Source organism: Eionea flava (genome assembly GCF_055393785.1).
Window position 1 is genome coordinate 1,592,411 of record NZ_AP036018.1, and the last position, 16,909, is coordinate 1,609,319.

11 protein-coding genes are annotated in these 16,909 nt (G+C 43.1%); 5 read left to right on the top strand and 6 right to left on the bottom strand.

The genetic code is table 11. From position 1 onward, the window contains the following. Nucleotides 1-18: 18 nt before the first annotated feature. From leuB to leuC, 3 genes are all read right to left on the bottom strand, one after another. On the bottom strand, nucleotides 19-1,107 hold the full coding sequence (gene leuB, locus ACZ5O6_RS06955) for a 3-isopropylmalate dehydrogenase (protein WP_447091748.1): 1,089 nt from the start codon (nucleotides 1,105-1,107) through the stop codon (nucleotides 19-21). Between the two features lie 89 nt (nucleotides 1,108-1,196). Beyond that, nucleotides 1,197-1,847 carry a 3-isopropylmalate dehydratase small subunit gene (leuD, locus tag ACZ5O6_RS06960; protein ID WP_447091749.1) on the bottom strand — a complete coding sequence of 217 codons (651 nt, stop codon included), beginning with the start codon at nucleotides 1,845-1,847 and terminating at the stop codon, nucleotides 1,197-1,199. A gap of 62 nt (nucleotides 1,848-1,909) precedes the next feature. After that, a complete protein-coding gene (leuC, locus tag ACZ5O6_RS06965; protein WP_447091750.1) occupies nucleotides 1,910-3,331 on the bottom strand; it encodes a 3-isopropylmalate dehydratase large subunit in 1,422 nt (473 codons plus the stop codon). 162 nt (nucleotides 3,332-3,493) lie between these two features. Here leuC and ACZ5O6_RS06970 point away from each other — a divergent pair, with 162 nt between their 5' ends. Continuing rightward, a complete protein-coding gene (locus ACZ5O6_RS06970; RefSeq protein ID WP_447091751.1) occupies nucleotides 3,494-4,402 on the top strand; it encodes a LysR family transcriptional regulator in 909 nt (302 codons plus the stop codon). A 91-nt stretch (nucleotides 4,403-4,493) separates the two neighbouring features. After that, nucleotides 4,494-5,231 (top strand): SapC family protein, encoded by a 738-nt coding sequence (locus ACZ5O6_RS06975; RefSeq protein WP_447091752.1) that lies wholly within the window; start codon nucleotides 4,494-4,496, stop codon nucleotides 5,229-5,231. Nucleotides 5,232-5,236: 5 nt separating this feature from the next. Here ACZ5O6_RS06975 and ACZ5O6_RS06980 read toward each other — a convergent pair whose 3' ends face one another. Beyond that, a complete protein-coding gene (locus tag ACZ5O6_RS06980) occupies nucleotides 5,237-6,664 on the bottom strand; it encodes a TolC family protein (RefSeq protein WP_447091753.1) in 1,428 nt (475 codons plus the stop codon). Nucleotides 6,665-7,259: 595 nt separating this feature from the next. On the opposite strand from ACZ5O6_RS06980, the gene ACZ5O6_RS06985 reads away from it, so the two are divergent. From ACZ5O6_RS06985 to ACZ5O6_RS06995, 3 genes are all read left to right on the top strand, one after another. Continuing rightward, entirely contained in the window at nucleotides 7,260-8,048 is a 789-nt protein-coding gene (locus ACZ5O6_RS06985) for a hypothetical protein (protein WP_447091754.1), read from the top strand. Between the two features lie 185 nt (nucleotides 8,049-8,233). After that, on the top strand, nucleotides 8,234-9,862 hold the full coding sequence (locus ACZ5O6_RS06990) for a type I secretion system permease/ATPase (protein ID WP_447091774.1): 1,629 nt from the start codon (nucleotides 8,234-8,236) through the stop codon (nucleotides 9,860-9,862). A gap of 35 nt (nucleotides 9,863-9,897) precedes the next feature. Beyond that, nucleotides 9,898-11,223 carry an HlyD family type I secretion periplasmic adaptor subunit gene (locus ACZ5O6_RS06995; protein ID WP_447091755.1) on the top strand — a complete coding sequence of 442 codons (1,326 nt, stop codon included), beginning with the start codon at nucleotides 9,898-9,900 and terminating at the stop codon, nucleotides 11,221-11,223. 147 nt (nucleotides 11,224-11,370) lie between these two features. On the opposite strand, the gene ACZ5O6_RS07000 is transcribed toward ACZ5O6_RS06995, so the two are convergent. Continuing rightward, the gene (locus ACZ5O6_RS07000; protein ID WP_447091756.1) at nucleotides 11,371-12,033 is read right to left on the bottom strand and encodes a TIGR02466 family protein; all 663 of its coding nucleotides are present in this window, start codon (nucleotides 12,031-12,033) and stop codon (nucleotides 11,371-11,373) included. Between the two features lie 179 nt (nucleotides 12,034-12,212). Continuing rightward, nucleotides 12,213-16,871 (bottom strand): SdrD B-like domain-containing protein, encoded by a 4,659-nt coding sequence (locus ACZ5O6_RS07005; protein WP_447091757.1) that lies wholly within the window; start codon nucleotides 16,869-16,871, stop codon nucleotides 12,213-12,215. Nucleotides 16,872-16,909 lie beyond the last annotated feature (38 nt).

Consider the following 16,909-nt stretch of genomic DNA (forward strand, 5'->3'; position numbering starts at 1 on the left):
GATTGCTTACAAAGAGTGTTAAGCTAACGCTCGAACCACCGCATCACCCATTTCAGATGTGCTTACCCTTATCATATCACCAGCTTCACCTTGTGGAAGAATATCAGCAGTACGCAAACCTTGATCAAGCACCTGCCCAACGGCTTGAGCAATAGCGTCTGCGGCTTCTGACATTCCGAGCGAATAACGCAACAGCATCTCTAACGACAAAATAGTCGCTAATGGATTAGCAATGCCTTGATTCGCAATATCAGGCGCCGAACCATGTACCGGCTCATACATTCCTAAACCATCTGCATTAAGAGAAGCCGATGGCAACATACCAATTGATCCAGTCAACATAGCAGCACAGTCTGATAGAATATCTCCGAACAAATTGCCCGTAACAATCACGTCAAATTGCTTCGGCGCTCGTACGAGCTGCATTGCAGCATTATCAACATACATATGCGATAGTTCGACATCAGGATATTCGCTCGCCAATCCCTCCATCACCTCGCGCCACAATCCAGAGACTTCTAACACATTAGCCTTTTCGACAGAACACAAACGCTTACCTCGCTTTTGCGCAATTTCAAAAGCATTACGACCGATACGTTCGATTTCACTTTCGCTGTAAACCAAGGTGTTATATCCCTGACGCTCACCATTATCTAGTGTTCGCACACCGCGTGGCTCACCAAAATAAATACCACCGGTTAGCTCGCGAACAATAAGAATATCTAAGTCTTCAACCAATTCTCTTTTTAATGAAGAGGCATCCGCTAGCTGAGGGTATAAAATGGCAGGACGTAAGTTGGAAAACAAATCCAGCTCTGCACGAATTTTTAACAGCCCTTTTTCGGGGCGAATAGCACGATCTAGCGTATCCCATTTAGGCCCACCAACCGCGCCCAACAAAATACCATCACTCGCCCGGGCCTTGCTAATAGTCTCATCGGTAAGCGGCACACCATATGCATCAATAGAACAACCACCCATTAACCCGTGTTCGTACTGAATATTCAGTGAAAACTTTTCATTGAGCTTATCAAGCACTTTGACAGCTTCATTAACAATCTCTGGGCCGATACCATCACCGGCTAGAAGAAGAATTTTTTTTGACATAGTATTTTCTCAGTTTCTATTTTTTAGACGGCATCACACACAAAGGAGACACTCGTCATGACAAACCTGCCTCAATATAGCAAGCAAAGCTAACTCTTAATCGCATTAAACAGCCAAGGTGACTGCGCTTTTAGCTTATCTTCATAGGCATGAATCGCATCAGCATCTTCTAAGGTCAAGCCAATATCATCCAAACCATTTAGCAAGCAATGTCGACGAAACTCATCTAACTCAAAAGAAAAACGCTCACCTTTAGGGGTGACAACACATAATTTTTCCAAATCGATAGTAAGCTCATAACCTTCTTCGTCGTACATTTTATCAAATAATTGATCGACAATTTTTTCATCCAAAATAACCGGTAACAAACCGTTTTTAAACGAATTGTTATAAAAAATATCAGCATAGCTCGGTGCAATAATGGCACGAAATCCATAATCATCCAACGCCCACGGCGCGTGCTCACGGCTAGATCCACAACCAAAATTTTCACGCGTCAATAAAACAGACGCGTTTTGATAACGCGCAAAATTTAAGGGAAACTCATCATTTAATGGCCGACCATCACAGGATTGATCCGGTTGCCCTTCATCTAAATAACGCAATTCATCAAAACAATTTTTGCCGAAACCACTACGTTTAATAGACTTTAAAAACTGCTTGGGAATGATCATATCCGTATCGACATTCGCGCGATCCATTGGCGCGGCAATACCTTTATGTATAGTAAATGCTTTCATCGTGTTTACTCTATCTATATTTATTAACGGTTAATCCATAAGTATGTATTTGTAATTACAAACTACAGCCAGTCACGTACATCCACAAAATGACCAGCAATAGCGGCTGCAGCCGCCATTTCTGGACTGACTAAATGCGTACGACCACCATAACCTTGACGACCTTCAAAATTTCGATTTGAAGTAGAGGCACAATGCTCTCCAGCGCCTAGCTTGTCAGCGTTCATAGCCAAACACATTGAGCAACCCGGCTCTCGCCATTCAATGCCTGCAGCAATAAATATCTTATCCAGTCCTTCAGCTTCAGCTTGCTCTTTCACTAAACCTGAACCCGGCACCACTATGGCCTCTTTGATTGATGCTGCTTTTTTTCGCCCCTCTACAACCTTGGCCGCAGCACGCATATCCTCTATACGTGAATTAGTACATGAACCAATAAAAACACGATCCAACTGTATATCGGTAATCGCCTGATCCGCTGCTAACCCCATATAATCTAGCGCCCGCTCCATCCCTGTTTTTTTCACAGCATCCGTCTCATTTTCTGGATTAGGAATAAGATCCAATACAGAAACCACCATCTCGGGAGAAGTCCCCCAACTTACTTGTGGAATAATATCATTACCGTTTAGTTCAACCACACGATCAAAAACGGCATCGCTATCACTGGATAGCTTTCGCCATGCACTCACTGCAGCCTCCCAGTCATCACCTTTGGGGGCAAAATCACGATTCTTTACATAATCAATCGTTGTGTCATCAACAGCCACCATCCCAGCGCGCGCACCAGCTTCAATCGCCATATTACACACCGTCATGCGGCCTTCCATCGACATATCGCGAAATACCTGCCCACCAAACTCAATAGCACAACCATTACCGCCGGCGGTACCAATTTTAGCGATAATCGCTAAGACAACATCTTTTGGCGTGACACCTTTACCCAATGTGCCATCGACCTTAACGAGCATATTCTTCATTTTTTTCGCAACAAGACATTGCGTCGCCAATACATGTTCAACTTCACTGGTACCTATACCATGCGCTAAAGCGCCCAAGGCACCATTAGTTGCTGTATGCGAATCTCCACAAACCACTGTCATTCCCGGCAAGCAAGCACCCGACTCTGGACCGATAACATGCACGATACCTTGGCGACGATCATTAATTTTAAATTCTGTTATCCCAAAGCTATCGCAATTATCATCTAGCGTTTGGACTTGAATTTTGGAGACAGGGTCTTCAATACCCTGCACGCCAGATGCTCGCTCAGTTGAAGTCGTTGGCACATTATGATCTGGTGTCGCCAAGATACTGTCCACTCGCCAAGGTTTTCGGCCCGCTATCCGCAAACCCTCAAAAGCCTGAGGGCTGGTCACTTCATGAACGATATGGCGATCGATATAAATTAACGCAGATCCATCATCACGTTGCTTGACTAAATGTGCTTCCCACAATTTATCGTAAAGTGTTTTTGCAGTCATTGGGTTTGTCCTCACAAGAATATTCATCACTCTTTGCGTAGATAGATTTCACACAAAGCGTTTATTTAAACAATAAAGAAATTTTACGCTCTCCATAATCACAACACAAATTCATCTTTTTCTCACCTTGCATTCCAAATAGGAATGCAAGAGAATGAACGTATGGATATTCAATTACTACGTGCATTTGTCATCGCAGCGGAAGAGCATTCATTCTCTTCCGCTGCCGAACGCTTACACATCACACAATCTGCCATCAGCAAACGTATTGCTTTATTAGAGCAACACATAGGTCAGATACTATTTGACCGTATAGCCCGCAAGGTTCACCTCACCGAAGCTGGACAGCGATTGCTACCCAGAGCTCAAAGCATTATTAATGCGATTGACGACACTCAACGCTATATGTCGGCATCAAACAATACTGTGAACGGTGAATTACGTCTGGCAACCAGCCATCATATCGGCATTCATCGACTACCCCCTATTTTGAAGAGTTACCGTCAACGTTATCCAGACGTGCATTTACAACTTCAATTTATTGATTCTGAGCATGCTGAGTCTCTGCTATTACAAGATAAGTGCGACTTAGCCATTACCACACTACCGTCACATAACGATGACATCGTAAACAATGACATTCAGTACCATACACTATGGCATGACCCTCTTCAGATAGTCATTAATCCACAACACCCTTTATTACAGAAGGCAAAAAAAAGACAAGTACAACCATCCATTGCTGAGCTACTTTCCTATCCGGTGATTTTGCCCAACATGAGCACACGCACCACCCAATTGATACTGCAACAATTTAATACTAAGCAACGCCAACTTAATATCGCGATGACGAGTAATCACTTAGATGCGATCAAAATGATGGTAGCGGTTGGGCTCGGCTGGAGCGTGCTCCCAGAAATCATGATAGATAATAGTTTGGAACTTCTACACATCGAAGAGTTTTCAATAATTCGTCAATTAGGCTGCCTTCATCATCGCCATCGCACACTCTCTAATTCGGCTAGAGCGATGCTGCACAGTATGCAAGAGATACCTCAACAAACAGAATAAGAGTAAGCTATGATATTAAGTAACGTATAACAAACATTCATCACACTATATCTGTTCAACATTAACAATGTAAAAACAAGAGGAAAAAAACATGGGCAACCCCTTTAAGTATGGCGATATTGCTTATCAAGATATGCAGCTGGTCAATCGCAAAGATATGTCAGATATGTCAGTTGACCCCATCGCATGGGGAAAAATGGCAGAGACACTACAACTGATACCCATTAGTGTTAGCGAATGTAAATTTGTTTGCAAAACACTCCCCATTGTATTTTCGCCCGCAGACAAACCCATGCCTATTGCAATCACAGGGTTTTCCCCTCAAAAAAACACCTTAGTAAAACAAGGACGCTGGAAAAACAACCACTACATCCCTCTTGCAGCTAAGCGCTACCCTTTCGCACTAGCTCAAATCAATGAAGAAGAAAAGCAACTGCTTTATGTCGATGCCAAAGCAATTAAAAACAACAAGTCTACAGATAGCGCTGACTATCGTTTATTTGATGAGAAAGGGGAGAATACTGAAACACTCAACCAAGCTATTAAGCAATGCAAAATTTTTGATGAGCAAATTCAAGCAACCAGCACCATTGTGCAAACTATCGACGCTATTGGCTTATTCAAAGAGACCCAATTAATCATTACAGATAAAGACGGTGTCGAAAGAAAAACCAGTCCATTCAAGATCATTGATGTGGAAAAACTGACTCAACTCAGTGATGAAAATATTGTTAAGTTACAAAAATGCCGAGGCTTATGGTTGATTGACGCGCACATCATATCGATGACCAATATAGAATCTATCGCTCAACAATCATTATCGCTTTAAACAATCTACCAAGCCGGCGCAACGGCTGATAAATAGGTGATATAGGCAATCAATAAGGCTTGCTGAGCAGTAATGGCACTCGTTTCTGAAGATACCCGCGTTTGTTCTGCCAAGATAACCGAGGTGTAATCTAACTCACCGGCTTTAAAGAGTTCTTTAGAAAGCTCAGCCGCTTCATTTGCACTCCCCGATGCTAATAAACGCTGCTCATAGATCGTGCGGTTTTTATCAATTGATACAATTGATGTATCTAACTCACTCATAACCCGAAGCGCCGTTAGCTCAAAGGTTTTATGCGCTTGCTGTAAGCGTGCCGAACTCGCATCAATAGCCGCCAACAAACGACCTCGACCAAAAATAGGCATTGCCAGATTAGTCAATATCCCACCGGTAATAACATCTAACGCCGGAAATGCACCGGTTGTTCCACCATCCGGTGCTTTGCCTAACTCTACTCGAAAACCCAATGTAGGATACAAAGCCGCCGTCGAAGCGTTCACATTGTATGCCGCAGCAACCAAATCTCGCTCCACTGCACGCAAGTCGGGCCGATGCTGAATAAGTAAGGGAATAGAAGGAAGAGGCGCTGTTTTTGCGGGAACAATCAATTCTCCGGTATTGACAACGTGCTGTCGCATAGTAACACCATCCACGCCCACCGAAACTGACAATTGATTAAGTAGTCTCACCTCTTCCAGCTCAAGCTGAGCCAACAATGCACTAGCTTCATAGAGCTGGCTATCAGCTCTCGTCTTATCAAGTGCTGTCGCATAGCCTTGAATTAGCAGCTGGTTAATACGTTCAACATTCTCTGCACGGCGTTCAACACTGGTTTTTGTTAGCTCAATTCTCTTACGAGTACTCACTAATTGATAATAGTTTTGCACTACCTGCCCAACAATGACACGCTGAGTATCGCGCACTCTCGAAGACTGCCCTTGAAGCCGCGCTTTATCCGCGCCCGATAAATTGCGCAATTGCCCAAACAAGTCCGACTGCCATGCCAATACGAAATCAGCAGATGCTGTGTTTACCCTATTGGGATTAGACTGCAACCCACCCTCTTCCAAATCTGTACTACTAACCCCTGCTTGCGCATCTAAATTGACTGTTGGAAAAAGCCCAGCCCGCGACCCTCGAGCGGTCGCCACCAGTTCATCCAATCGAGCAGCAGCAAGTCCAATATCTTTAGAATTTTCCAAAGCCAAGTTAACAACATCATGCAGTACCGGATCATCAAATTGCTTCCACCAAGGCTCGGCATCTCCTGCTAAATAATGCATATCTTGCCACTGTACCTGGCTCTTTTCTAAACTTGGCAAAGAAGTGTTAACCGACTTAAGCGCAAGCTCACTTTGCTCTTCGGGCGGTTGACCAACACAAGCGACAAGCACAAATGGAAGACCAATAAGCAATACTAAATGTACCCGCATAGCCCGTATACATACAGAATATTTTGTTTGAAAAGCCATTAAAAAGAAGCGCATAAATACATCATTACTTTGTTAGTTACGTCCACTAAATACTCGATGGATCATGTAAAAACTGTTATAAAAAATCAACAAGATTTCACCTAAGATTCAGGTAAAATAAGCTATAGGAGTCTCTAACTAACCTCGGATAACTGCTGGCTTTCAGACGCTGCCGAGATCAAGGCGTCTTTTGACGCTAATGTCTAGACCTTAGCAAAAGAGACAACGCAGAGATTGGTAGCGCCTGAAAGCCCCGAAGGGCGTGGCTAAAATTCGCTTATGCTGCGTTGGACTTCTTGCTAAGGACGACGGCCATTAGCGACGAAGCCCGCCTTGCCTAAGCGAATTTTTGACTCACGCAGAAGTCATTCGAGGTTAGTTAGAGGCTCCTATATTATTAGTTATCAAATACCAGATTTACTAGAATCTGAATTCACTCGTAAAAGTATAAACCATTCCGGTAATTATACGCTGTTTTAAGGCAAATATGCTTTATACTCCTTTACAGCCATAAGTTATTGACTGTATTACACCACCCACCAAAAGATTATTCATTATGTCGCCACTTTATCGTCTACTACTCGTTTTTTTATTAAGAAAGAACATATTGCTTTTTGGACTATTAATCTCTTCTTTTGCATCTGCAATGGCTATAGCAAGTAATGAAGAATATGAATTATTTAATGGTCGTTATCACGCCGTATTCGAAATAAAAAAAGAACGACTACACGACAAATATACTCCCGACACACATTCACAACAGCTCGGCGTACTGGGCTGGGAACGCATTAAAGCCCTTTTCCCCCCTCAATATAGAGAAGGCATCATACAGTTCAATGTGATGGCGGGCCGCCGTTGGGCTGGGCAATTTAGTGGTGACGGTGAAAACGATATTGGAAGAAAGGGCTATCGTTTATCAATTGCTAAATATTTATTAGAAAAAGAGAACAACTTACGCCTTTCTCATCGACCGGTAACAGCACGGCGCGCAACACTAGACTGGACACTAGTCCACGAAATGGGGCATTACATTTGCCTAACACGTAATGCTATTGAATTATTTTCGCAATCCTTTGATGGCGATATGGTTGAACAACCGCCAAGAAGAAAGCGCCCACTAGACTACCCTGTAGATGGATCACCAAAACTGGATGGCAATTTTGTGACTTCTTATGCCGAACGCGTTGGTGGCGACGAAGAAGTGGTAGAAAGTTTTACAACCTATATGACCGTGAAAAAACTACCCACAAACAACTCATTAGCCGCACGAAAAATACGCTTTTTTGACTCACTCGAAGGGTTCCCTGAATTACGACAGCACATTCAGTCCATTTCGAAAAATTAACAATGAATAAGCCGGCCTCGAAACACAATCATCCCCCTAAAATGCTATAATAAGCAATGATAATCAGGGAGTATTTTTTAGGGAAGATGTAACCGATGACGACTATTCACATGCCTAATATCACTCAGCTCCCGCCTAAAACACCCCTAGAAGCGCGTTTTTTTTGGTTCAGACGTTTGCGCTCTATGATACTGTTTTCGTTCATCATAAATTTGCTATATCTAACCAGTCCTTTATTTATGATGCAAATTTATGATCGCGTTCTCGCGAGCGCTAACATCCCTACTCTTGTCGGCTTATTATTAATTACCAGTTTGCTCTATTTATTTTTTGGCTTACTGGACTATATTCGATCGCAAGCGTTAAACGCACATGGTGAGATTACAGCCAACACCTTATCTGAAAAAGCCTATACCACTGCAGTACTTAATAACTGCGAAAAATCACCCAGCCACGATAAAAAGCAAGCGTTAGCTGACGTCACTAATCTACGTAGCTTTTTAACCTCTCCAACGTTTGCTGCATTCTTTGACCTGCCTTGGGCCCCTATATTTTTATTGGTTATATTTGGTTTACATCCAATGTTAGGGGTCTTTGCCATTATCGCTAGCATTGTGTTGGCTATTTTAGCTTTTTTAAACGAAAGGCTCTCACGAGAGCAATTACAAAAAGCCACAGCATTAAGTATTCAAGCCAGTGAACGAGCACAAAGCGCTCAACGTAATGCTGTCGCTTTACGTGGCAATGGCATGGTAGAAAACATGCATAGGCATTGGCAAAGTAGTGATTTAGAAACGAGAAAGACAGCATTAAAAGGCACTGATATTAACGGTCGCTTTTCAACAGCAACAAAAACATTACGCATGATGATCCAATCCTTGATGCTTGGCTTGGGTGCTTACTATGTCATTAAAGGCGAGCTTTCGCCCGGTAGTATTATTGCCTGCACAGTAATTTTATCCCGCGCTCTTGCCCCTTTAGAAAGTATTTTAGGTAGTTACTCCAGTGTGGTAAGAGCGAGAGATAGTTGGGACAGTATTAAAACATGGCTATTCGAGGAAGATGCCGATATTGAAAAGCATAAATTGCCCGCACCCAAAGCATCACTTTCGATAAACGAACTCAGCGTCTTTGCTCCCAATAACAACAGTAAATTTATTATCAACAACATTCATTGTTCATTAAAAGCTGGCGACGTGCTGGGTATTAGCGGCCATAGCGGCTCAGGAAAATCAACACTAGCCAAAGCCCTAGTAGCTGCTTGGCCCGCTGCAAAAGGTAAAGTGTGCTTAGATGGTGCTGACATTCAACAATGGACAAGAAAACAACTCGGCAAACATATTGGTTATCTGCCTCAAGAAATTGAACTATTTGATGGCACAGTCACGGAAAACATTGCACGCTTTAGTGAAGATAGCGACTTTGAAAATGTACTCGCCGCCAGTGAACTCGCCGGAGTTCACGAACTTATTGTAAGTTTTGATGATGGATATAACACGCGCTTAGGTGAAAATGGTCAAGCGTTATCTTCAGGACAAAAACAACGCATTGCACTTGCTCGCGCACTCTATAACAACCCCTTTTTAGTTGTTTTAGATGAGCCTAACTCAAACCTTGATAGTGAAGGTGAACAACGCTTAAACCAAACCATCAGCCTATTACAAAAAAATCAAAAAATTGTAGTTTTTGTTTCTCACAGACCTCAACTATTAGAGAAAGCTAATAAGTTACTCATTATGCATGAGGGGAATATGAAAGCATTTGGCTCACCTAGCGATATTGTTAATGCAGCCAAAAAACAACAAAAACAATAGGCATTCACCTTAACAAAAGTAACGAATCACATATTATGAACGATCAATCTGATAATCCGTCAGCACATTTTTTTCAAGAACAATATAGGCGACACATACGCACGGGATATGTCGTGTGCATTACATTCATCATCGCCGCCTTACTCTCAGCCACATTAATTAATATCAGCGGTGCAATTACAGCTAAAGGAACTGTTGTGCAGATAGGAGAAAACAAGCCCGTACAACACGTTAAAGGCGGGCCAATTAAAGAACTACTTATTGAAGAAGGCGATTTAGTTGAGCAAGGCCAGACTATTATTATTTTAGATAGCGTTAGCATTGATTCAAAACTTTCTCGTTTGAAAAAACAAGAGTTTGAACTATCACTAACTCTAGATCGCCTTAACACTATGATTCAAGGCAATGAAACCTTCATCATAGACGAAGCCAAATACGACAACAACCAGCTAATAGACTATCCAGATATTATTAACACTGAACAAGCTGTATTTTCTGCACAAACCAACTTATTCAAAACTAATATAGAAGAATTAGCAATACGCCTGAGTGGTTTGAAGAATGAAATTAAAGCGCTCAAAAAACAACGAAGAACCAGCCAGCAGCAATTGGCCATATTAGATGAAACGATTGAAGAACTTACTGCCCTTTATGATCGACAGCTTATATCAAAATCTCGTCTAACCACATCTGAAAGAGATAGAGTGACGGTGCTAACACAGCTAGAGTCGTTAAAGGTCACTGAATTACAGAAAAAAAATACATTAAATGAAACCGCTCAGCGTATTGAAAAATTAGCCAAAGAAACTAAGGAAAAAATATGGCAACAAATTGAAAAGACAACGGAAGATCTCGCAAAGGTTCAAACCGAAATACCCGCCACTCAAGATGACGCGACACGGCTAGAAATTACCGCACCCGTTAGCGGTCGAGTACATAATCTTATTGTTAACAATACCAATGCGGTAATAAAAGCGGGTGAACCTATATTAGAAATAGTGCCTAACTCGGGTAACTTTATCATCCACTCAAAAGTAAAGCCGGCTGATATTGAACAATTATATTTTGCACAAGAAACGAGGATCCGTTTTGACACCTTTAACCAACAATCGACGCCAGAAATAACCGGCCGAGTTCTTTTTATCTCTGCAGACAGTATCACTGACGATAAAGCAAAAGGAGAAAAACATTTTTTAGTAAAAGTTAGCTTAGAAAAAGAAGAGCTAAAAAAGATAACCGACGCCACTATCAGCTCGGGTTTACCGGTTAGCACCATGTTTACAACAACAGAAAGAAGCTTACTCAACTACCTTATCAAACCGCTTTCTGAACAACTTTTTTCAGCATTTAGGGAAAATTAATATAATGAGACCTGATTAAGCCTCATCGCCATATCAGGCTTGACCTACTATCTCTATAAGACAAGCGTTTACTAGATTCCATAAAAAAGCCTCGCGACATAACAGTAACGAGGCTTTTAATTCAAAACAGCCTATCCGAATCAGAATTTATTTTTTAACTGGGTATTGAGACATATTAAAACTAATAATAACACGCTCAGAATCTTCTTGAGTCGCTTCCTCTGCTAGATTTGGCATAACTGCATGATACAACCATGCAGGGAAAATAATCATTTTTCCGGCTTTAGGTTCATACTGCACCTTGGTCCAACATTGTCTTGGTCTTTTTGCATCGGGCTCAAATTTTGCTTGATCCATTAAATGTTGAGTTCTAGGTTCAGTAAATTCTATATGTCCAGAATTTTTAGGCGCCTGCACATAATACACCCCACTCCATAAGCAGCCTGGATGAATATGACTACGATTAAAACTTCCTGGAGAGTTAATAATTGACCACATGGTTCCAATTCCTAAACGGTATTTAGAATCATAACCACAATCTTCTGAAATTTTTGCTGCTGTAGCTCTAACCCTATCAGCAATAACCTTAAATGCTTTTTCTTTATGTAAGTTATTATGACTATGCCAACCACCTAGATTGGTAAAATTAGAACGTTGAATGCCTTTACGATCTTTTTCTTGTTCCTTTCGAATATCAATCAGCAACTGCTTATTTACATCTTCAGCATCGTGTAATTTGCTGCTATAGATCATCGTAGGAAAATACACTTCCTGAAGAAAAGTATCTGATGAATTGCTTTTTTTAGTCACGAGTTATGCCTCTTATTATATCTTTGTCATTGTTTCATTATAGCGCCGATATTTTATATGAGTAGAACTATTAGCACTTGATTGAAAACAACTTTTTAATACTTATAGAAAAAACCCCCGCCAGCAATGGCGAGGGTTTTGTATGGCTAAGAGTTAAACACTCTTAAGAATCACCGTGATTAGCAATCGCCTTCATCATAGAGATCAATACCTACGATAAACGGTTGAGTAAACCCAGGCGATGTAACTGGGTCAACAAATACACCGACCAAGTCATTTTCACCCGCTTCAAAGCCTTCACCGTTAGCAAGCGCTAGATCGACAATTTCTTGAGCATTATCGACAGTACCAAAAGCGGATTCAACATACACACCACCAGGTTCACCATAGCTCGCTAATTGCTCACCATTAGTTAGTGCCCAAATAGCACCTTGAACTTCTGCTCCCGTATAGGTTTCTCCTGTACCATCACCATTATCGGTATTTTCGAAATCTTGATTAATAATCCAATTAATCAAATCTAAATTTTCGAGGCCTGTTTCACCGTTAATGCCGTTATGACTCAAGAAACCTTCTTGATCATCGTTCAAGAATTCTTCATCTGCTACATCTAAAGTGGCTCCAACAGTAAAGGCATTGTTGATATCAGTACCAAAACCACCCGGCAATACCGGCGCAAATAAATCTAAGCAATAAGCTTGCGCATAAACACCATTTTCAGAATCCGCATCAGATAGCTGAATAGTAAATGCTCCCGAACCCACGCCATTACCTACGTTAAAGTCTTCTGCTAATAGCTGTAACCCAACCAAACCATCTTCTAATTCAGCATCAACCTTCGCTAAAGTATCAGTTGCTCCATCAAATGTGACATTTGCCGTTGCGGTTGCAACACCGCCATTGCCGTCACTCACTGAGTAGGTAAACGATTTTGTTGCCTCTTCACCTGCCACTAAACCAGCGTAGGCGGTAGAACCATCAACGACAAGCTTGCCAGACTCTAAAGTCACCATAACACCAGCAACATTAACCGCTGGGCCACCTTCACTAATAGCTTGGCCATTAACAGATGTGATAGTTAGATTATCGCTATCTGCATCGGTATCGTTGGCAAGCACATCAATATGAACGGCTTCGTCGTAACAAGTGTCGGCTGAGTCATCATTAGCAACTGGAGCGGCGTTTTCATCACCTTCATCGCCCTCATCACCTTCGTCATTCTCATCGCCTTCATCGTTTTCGTCGCCTTCATCGCCCTCGTCGTTTTCGTCGCCTTCATTCCCTTCGTCGTTCTCGTCGCCTTCATCGCCTTCGTCGTTTTCGTCGCCTTCATTCCCTTCGTCGTTCTCGTCGCCTTCATCGCCTTCGTCGTTTTCGTCGCCTTCATTCCCTTCGTCGTTTTCGTCGCCTTCATCACCTTCGTCGTTTTCGTCGCCTTCATTCCCTTCGTCGTTTTCGTCGCCTTCATCACCTTCGTCGTTTTCGTCGCCTTCATTCCCTTCGTCGTTCTCGTCGCCTTCATTCCCTTCGTCGTTCTCGTCGCCTTCATTCCCTTCATCCTGACCATCTAAACCAGCATCGATGCCGGAGATATCTTGATTAGGATCGACCGTGAAAACGCCGGTTAAGCCGTTAGCATTAACGTCAGAGTCAATATTATCGTTATTACCAACATCCTGAGATGTAAATATTTGACCATTTGGCGCCTCAAACTGAAGCGTGTATTCACCCGGAGGAACATCACTGAAAGTATAACTACCAGACGCATCGGTTAAAGTTGTAATGGGTTGACCATTATCATCTAACACAGCAACACCCGCAGAATTTAACAAAGATACCTCTATCCCCGCTTGGCCCAATTCGGTGCCAGCATCAAAGACGCCATTTTCATTTGCATCGTCAAAGACTTGACCTGTGATTGACCCAGGTTCATTACCTTCATCACCCTCGTCGCCTTCATCACCTTCGTCGTTCTCGTCACCTTCATTCCCTTCGTCGTTCTCGTCGCCTTCATCGCCTTCGTCGTTTTCGTCGCCTTCATTCCCTTCGTCGTTTTCGTCGCCTTCATTCCCTTCGTCGTTCTCGTCGCCTTCATCGCCTTCGTCGTTTTCGTCGCCTTCATTCCCTTCGTCGTTCTCGTCGCCTTCATCGCCTTCGTCGTTTTCGTCGCCTTCATTCCCTTCGTCGTTTTCGTCGCCTTCGTCGCCTTCATCGCCTTCGTCGTTTTCGTCGCCTTCATTCCCTTCGTCGTTTTCGTCGCCTTCATTCCCTTCGTCGTTTTCGTCGCCTTCATTCCCTTCGTCGTTTTCGTCGCCTTCATTCCCTTCGTCGTTTTCGTCGCCTTCATCACCTTCGTCGTTCTCGTCGCCTTCGTTCCCTTCGTCAGCACTATCGACACCAGCATCTACACCTGAAGTTTCTTGTCCAGCCACAACGGTTACAACATCCGATATGCCTGCACTATCGGCATCTGAGTCAATTGAATCATCAGAACCAACATTTTGAGTCGTGAACTCTTTCCCATCAGGTGTTTCAAATTTAACGGTGTAATCACCTGGGGCAACGCCACTAAATGTATAATCACCATTGGCATCTGTTGTCGTCGTTATTTGCTGGCCATTCCCGTCTAGCACCGGCACACCGTTTGCGTCGAGTAAAGTGACTGTTAAATCTGCCACTACTGGCTCAGTTACCACCTCTTTACTCTGAAGCTTAACGTTATCGATAATCGTGCCTATGCTGTCTGAAGTGCCCGCACCTTTAAAGTCAATTCGTGTATTACCCACATCTAAATCGATCTCAAATATTAACGTCTGCATATTTTGCGACGTAGGATAAACCGTTTGCTGTGCAACACCATCAATGTAAACAGTAAAGCCGTTAGTGCTTGTGTCAGTACCACGCATAGCATAATCAACGCTGAATTGATAAGTACCGGCTTCGGTGACATTCACCTCCTGACAAATAATGGCATTGGCATGAGCATCAAGCTCAACGACTGCGTTATCTGCAGCGTTGATTGTTCCACCAACCGCACCTTCTTGAATTTCTATCTTGTCTTGAAGTGCAACCCAGCCTTCAATATTGTCGAAAGTACCCCAGTTACCATTTTGAAGTGCACCGTGACTTTCAAAATCACCGTTAACAACAAGATTGTCTCCTAAGACACAGACCTCATCGTCAATGCCATTGTCGTTGACGTCTTCAAATACGTGACCGGAGATAGAACCAGACTCATCGCCTTCATCACCCTCATCACCTTCGTCGTTCTCGTCGCCTTCATTCCCTTCGTCGTTTTCGTCGCCTTCATTCCCTTCGTCGTTCTCGTCGCCTTCATTCCCTTCGTCAGAGCCATCTGTATAGTCAGCTCCCCATGCATTACTTAAACCACTGTAATCTTCGACCGATAACGTTACTTCTCCTGTATTTGTATCAACTTCGTAGACATCGTTACCATCAATTGCGTACAACTTACCTTCTGGTGAGCTCGCAAGACCGTAAGTTACATTCAAAGGTTGACCGTTGAGTGTCAATTCACCCACTTCAGTTACACTATTCGTTGTTAGATCGACTTTAACTAGCGTGTCTGCGCCATAATGACTGCCTTTATCGCCAACAATGAACAGGTCATTACCAATAATCGCAATATCACCACCAGAATTAATCGGCAAATCAGCTACTTTTGCTGTACTACCGTTAGTTAGATCTAATTCGTAAAGACCATTACCACCCGCAACGTATGCAGTGCCATTATCACTAATTTCTAACGCATTAAGACCACCAACACCAAGGTCAGCGATGAACGTAGTGGCTCCTGTTGAAGAGTCTACGGAATAAAGATCATTAAACGAAATACCGAATAGCTGATCACCATTACCAAAAGCAATATCGGTTAACTGAACACCGGTGTTTCCGATGACGCTAGTTTCGCCGGTATCAACATTGATGGTGCCAAGGGTCTTGTTGGAATCAACGATGTATAACTGACCTTCATCGCCCTCATCTCCCTCATCACCTTCGTCGCCCTCATCGCCTTCGTTGCCTTCATTTCCTTCGTCGTGCTCGTCGCCTTCGTTTCCTTCGTTATTCTCGTCGCCTTCGTTTCCTTCATTCCCTTCGTTATTTTCGTCGCCTTCATTCCCTTCGTTGTTCTCGTCGCCTTCGTTCCCTTCGTTATTCTCGTCGCCTTCGTTCCCTTCGTTTCCTTCGTTTCCTTCGTTTCCTTCGTTTCCTTCGTTTCCTTCGTTTCCTTCGTTTCCTTCGTCGTGTTCGTCGCCTTCGTTATTCTCGTCGCCTTCGTTCCCTTCGTTATTCTCGTCGCCTTCGTTCCCTTCGTTTCCTTCGTCGCCTTCGTTCCCTTCGTTATTTTCGTCGCCTTCGTTCCCTTCGTTGTTCTCGTCGCCTTCGTTCCCTTCGTTGTTCTCGTCGCCTTCGTTCCCTTCGTTATTTTCGTCGCCTTCGTTCCCTTCGTTATTCTCGTCGCCTTCGTTATTCTCGTCGCCTTCGTTCCCTTCGTTATTTTCGTCGCCTTCGTTCCCTTCGTTGTTTTCGTCGCCTTCGTTACCCTCATTCCCTTCATTTTCTTCGTGGTGTTCGTTACCCTCGTTTCCTTCGTCGCCTTCGTTACCCTCATTACCTTCGTTGCCTTCATTCCCCTCATTTCCACCATGAGGAGGGCACCACCAACTTCCTTCGTTACCTTCGTTACCTTCGTTACCTTCGTTACCTTCGTTGCCTTCGTTGCCTTCGTTGCCTTCGTTTCCTTCGTTTCCTTCGTTTCCTTCGTTTCCTTCGTTTCCTTCGTTTCCGCCGTGGTTCCACCAGTTATAATAAGTCATGAAAATTCCCCAATTATAGTTTTGTATGTAAATACTGT

Coding starts and splice junctions, on each gene's coding strand:
- ACZ5O6_RS06990 (WP_447091774.1), top strand. CDS start 8,234: ATGATACTGTTTTCGTTCATCATAAATTTGCTATATCTAACCAGTCCT.
- ACZ5O6_RS06985 (WP_447091754.1), top strand. CDS start 7,260: ATGTCGCCACTTTATCGTCTACTACTCGTTTTTTTATTAAGAAAGAAC.
- leuD (WP_447091749.1), bottom strand. CDS start 1,847: ATGAAAGCATTTACTATACATAAAGGTATTGCCGCGCCAATGGATCGC.
- leuB (WP_447091748.1), bottom strand. CDS start 1,107: ATGTCAAAAAAAATTCTTCTTCTAGCCGGTGATGGTATCGGCCCAGAG.
- ACZ5O6_RS06995 (WP_447091755.1), top strand. CDS start 9,898: ATGAACGATCAATCTGATAATCCGTCAGCACATTTTTTTCAAGAACAA.
- ACZ5O6_RS06975 (WP_447091752.1), top strand. CDS start 4,494: ATGGGCAACCCCTTTAAGTATGGCGATATTGCTTATCAAGATATGCAG.
- ACZ5O6_RS06970 (WP_447091751.1), top strand. CDS start 3,494: ATGGATATTCAATTACTACGTGCATTTGTCATCGCAGCGGAAGAGCAT.
- ACZ5O6_RS06980 (WP_447091753.1), bottom strand. CDS start 6,664: ATGCGGGTACATTTAGTATTGCTTATTGGTCTTCCATTTGTGCTTGTC.
- ACZ5O6_RS07005 (WP_447091757.1), bottom strand. CDS start 16,871: ATGACTTATTATAACTGGTGGAACCACGGCGGAAACGAAGGAAACGAA.
- leuC (WP_447091750.1), bottom strand. CDS start 3,331: ATGACTGCAAAAACACTTTACGATAAATTGTGGGAAGCACATTTAGTC.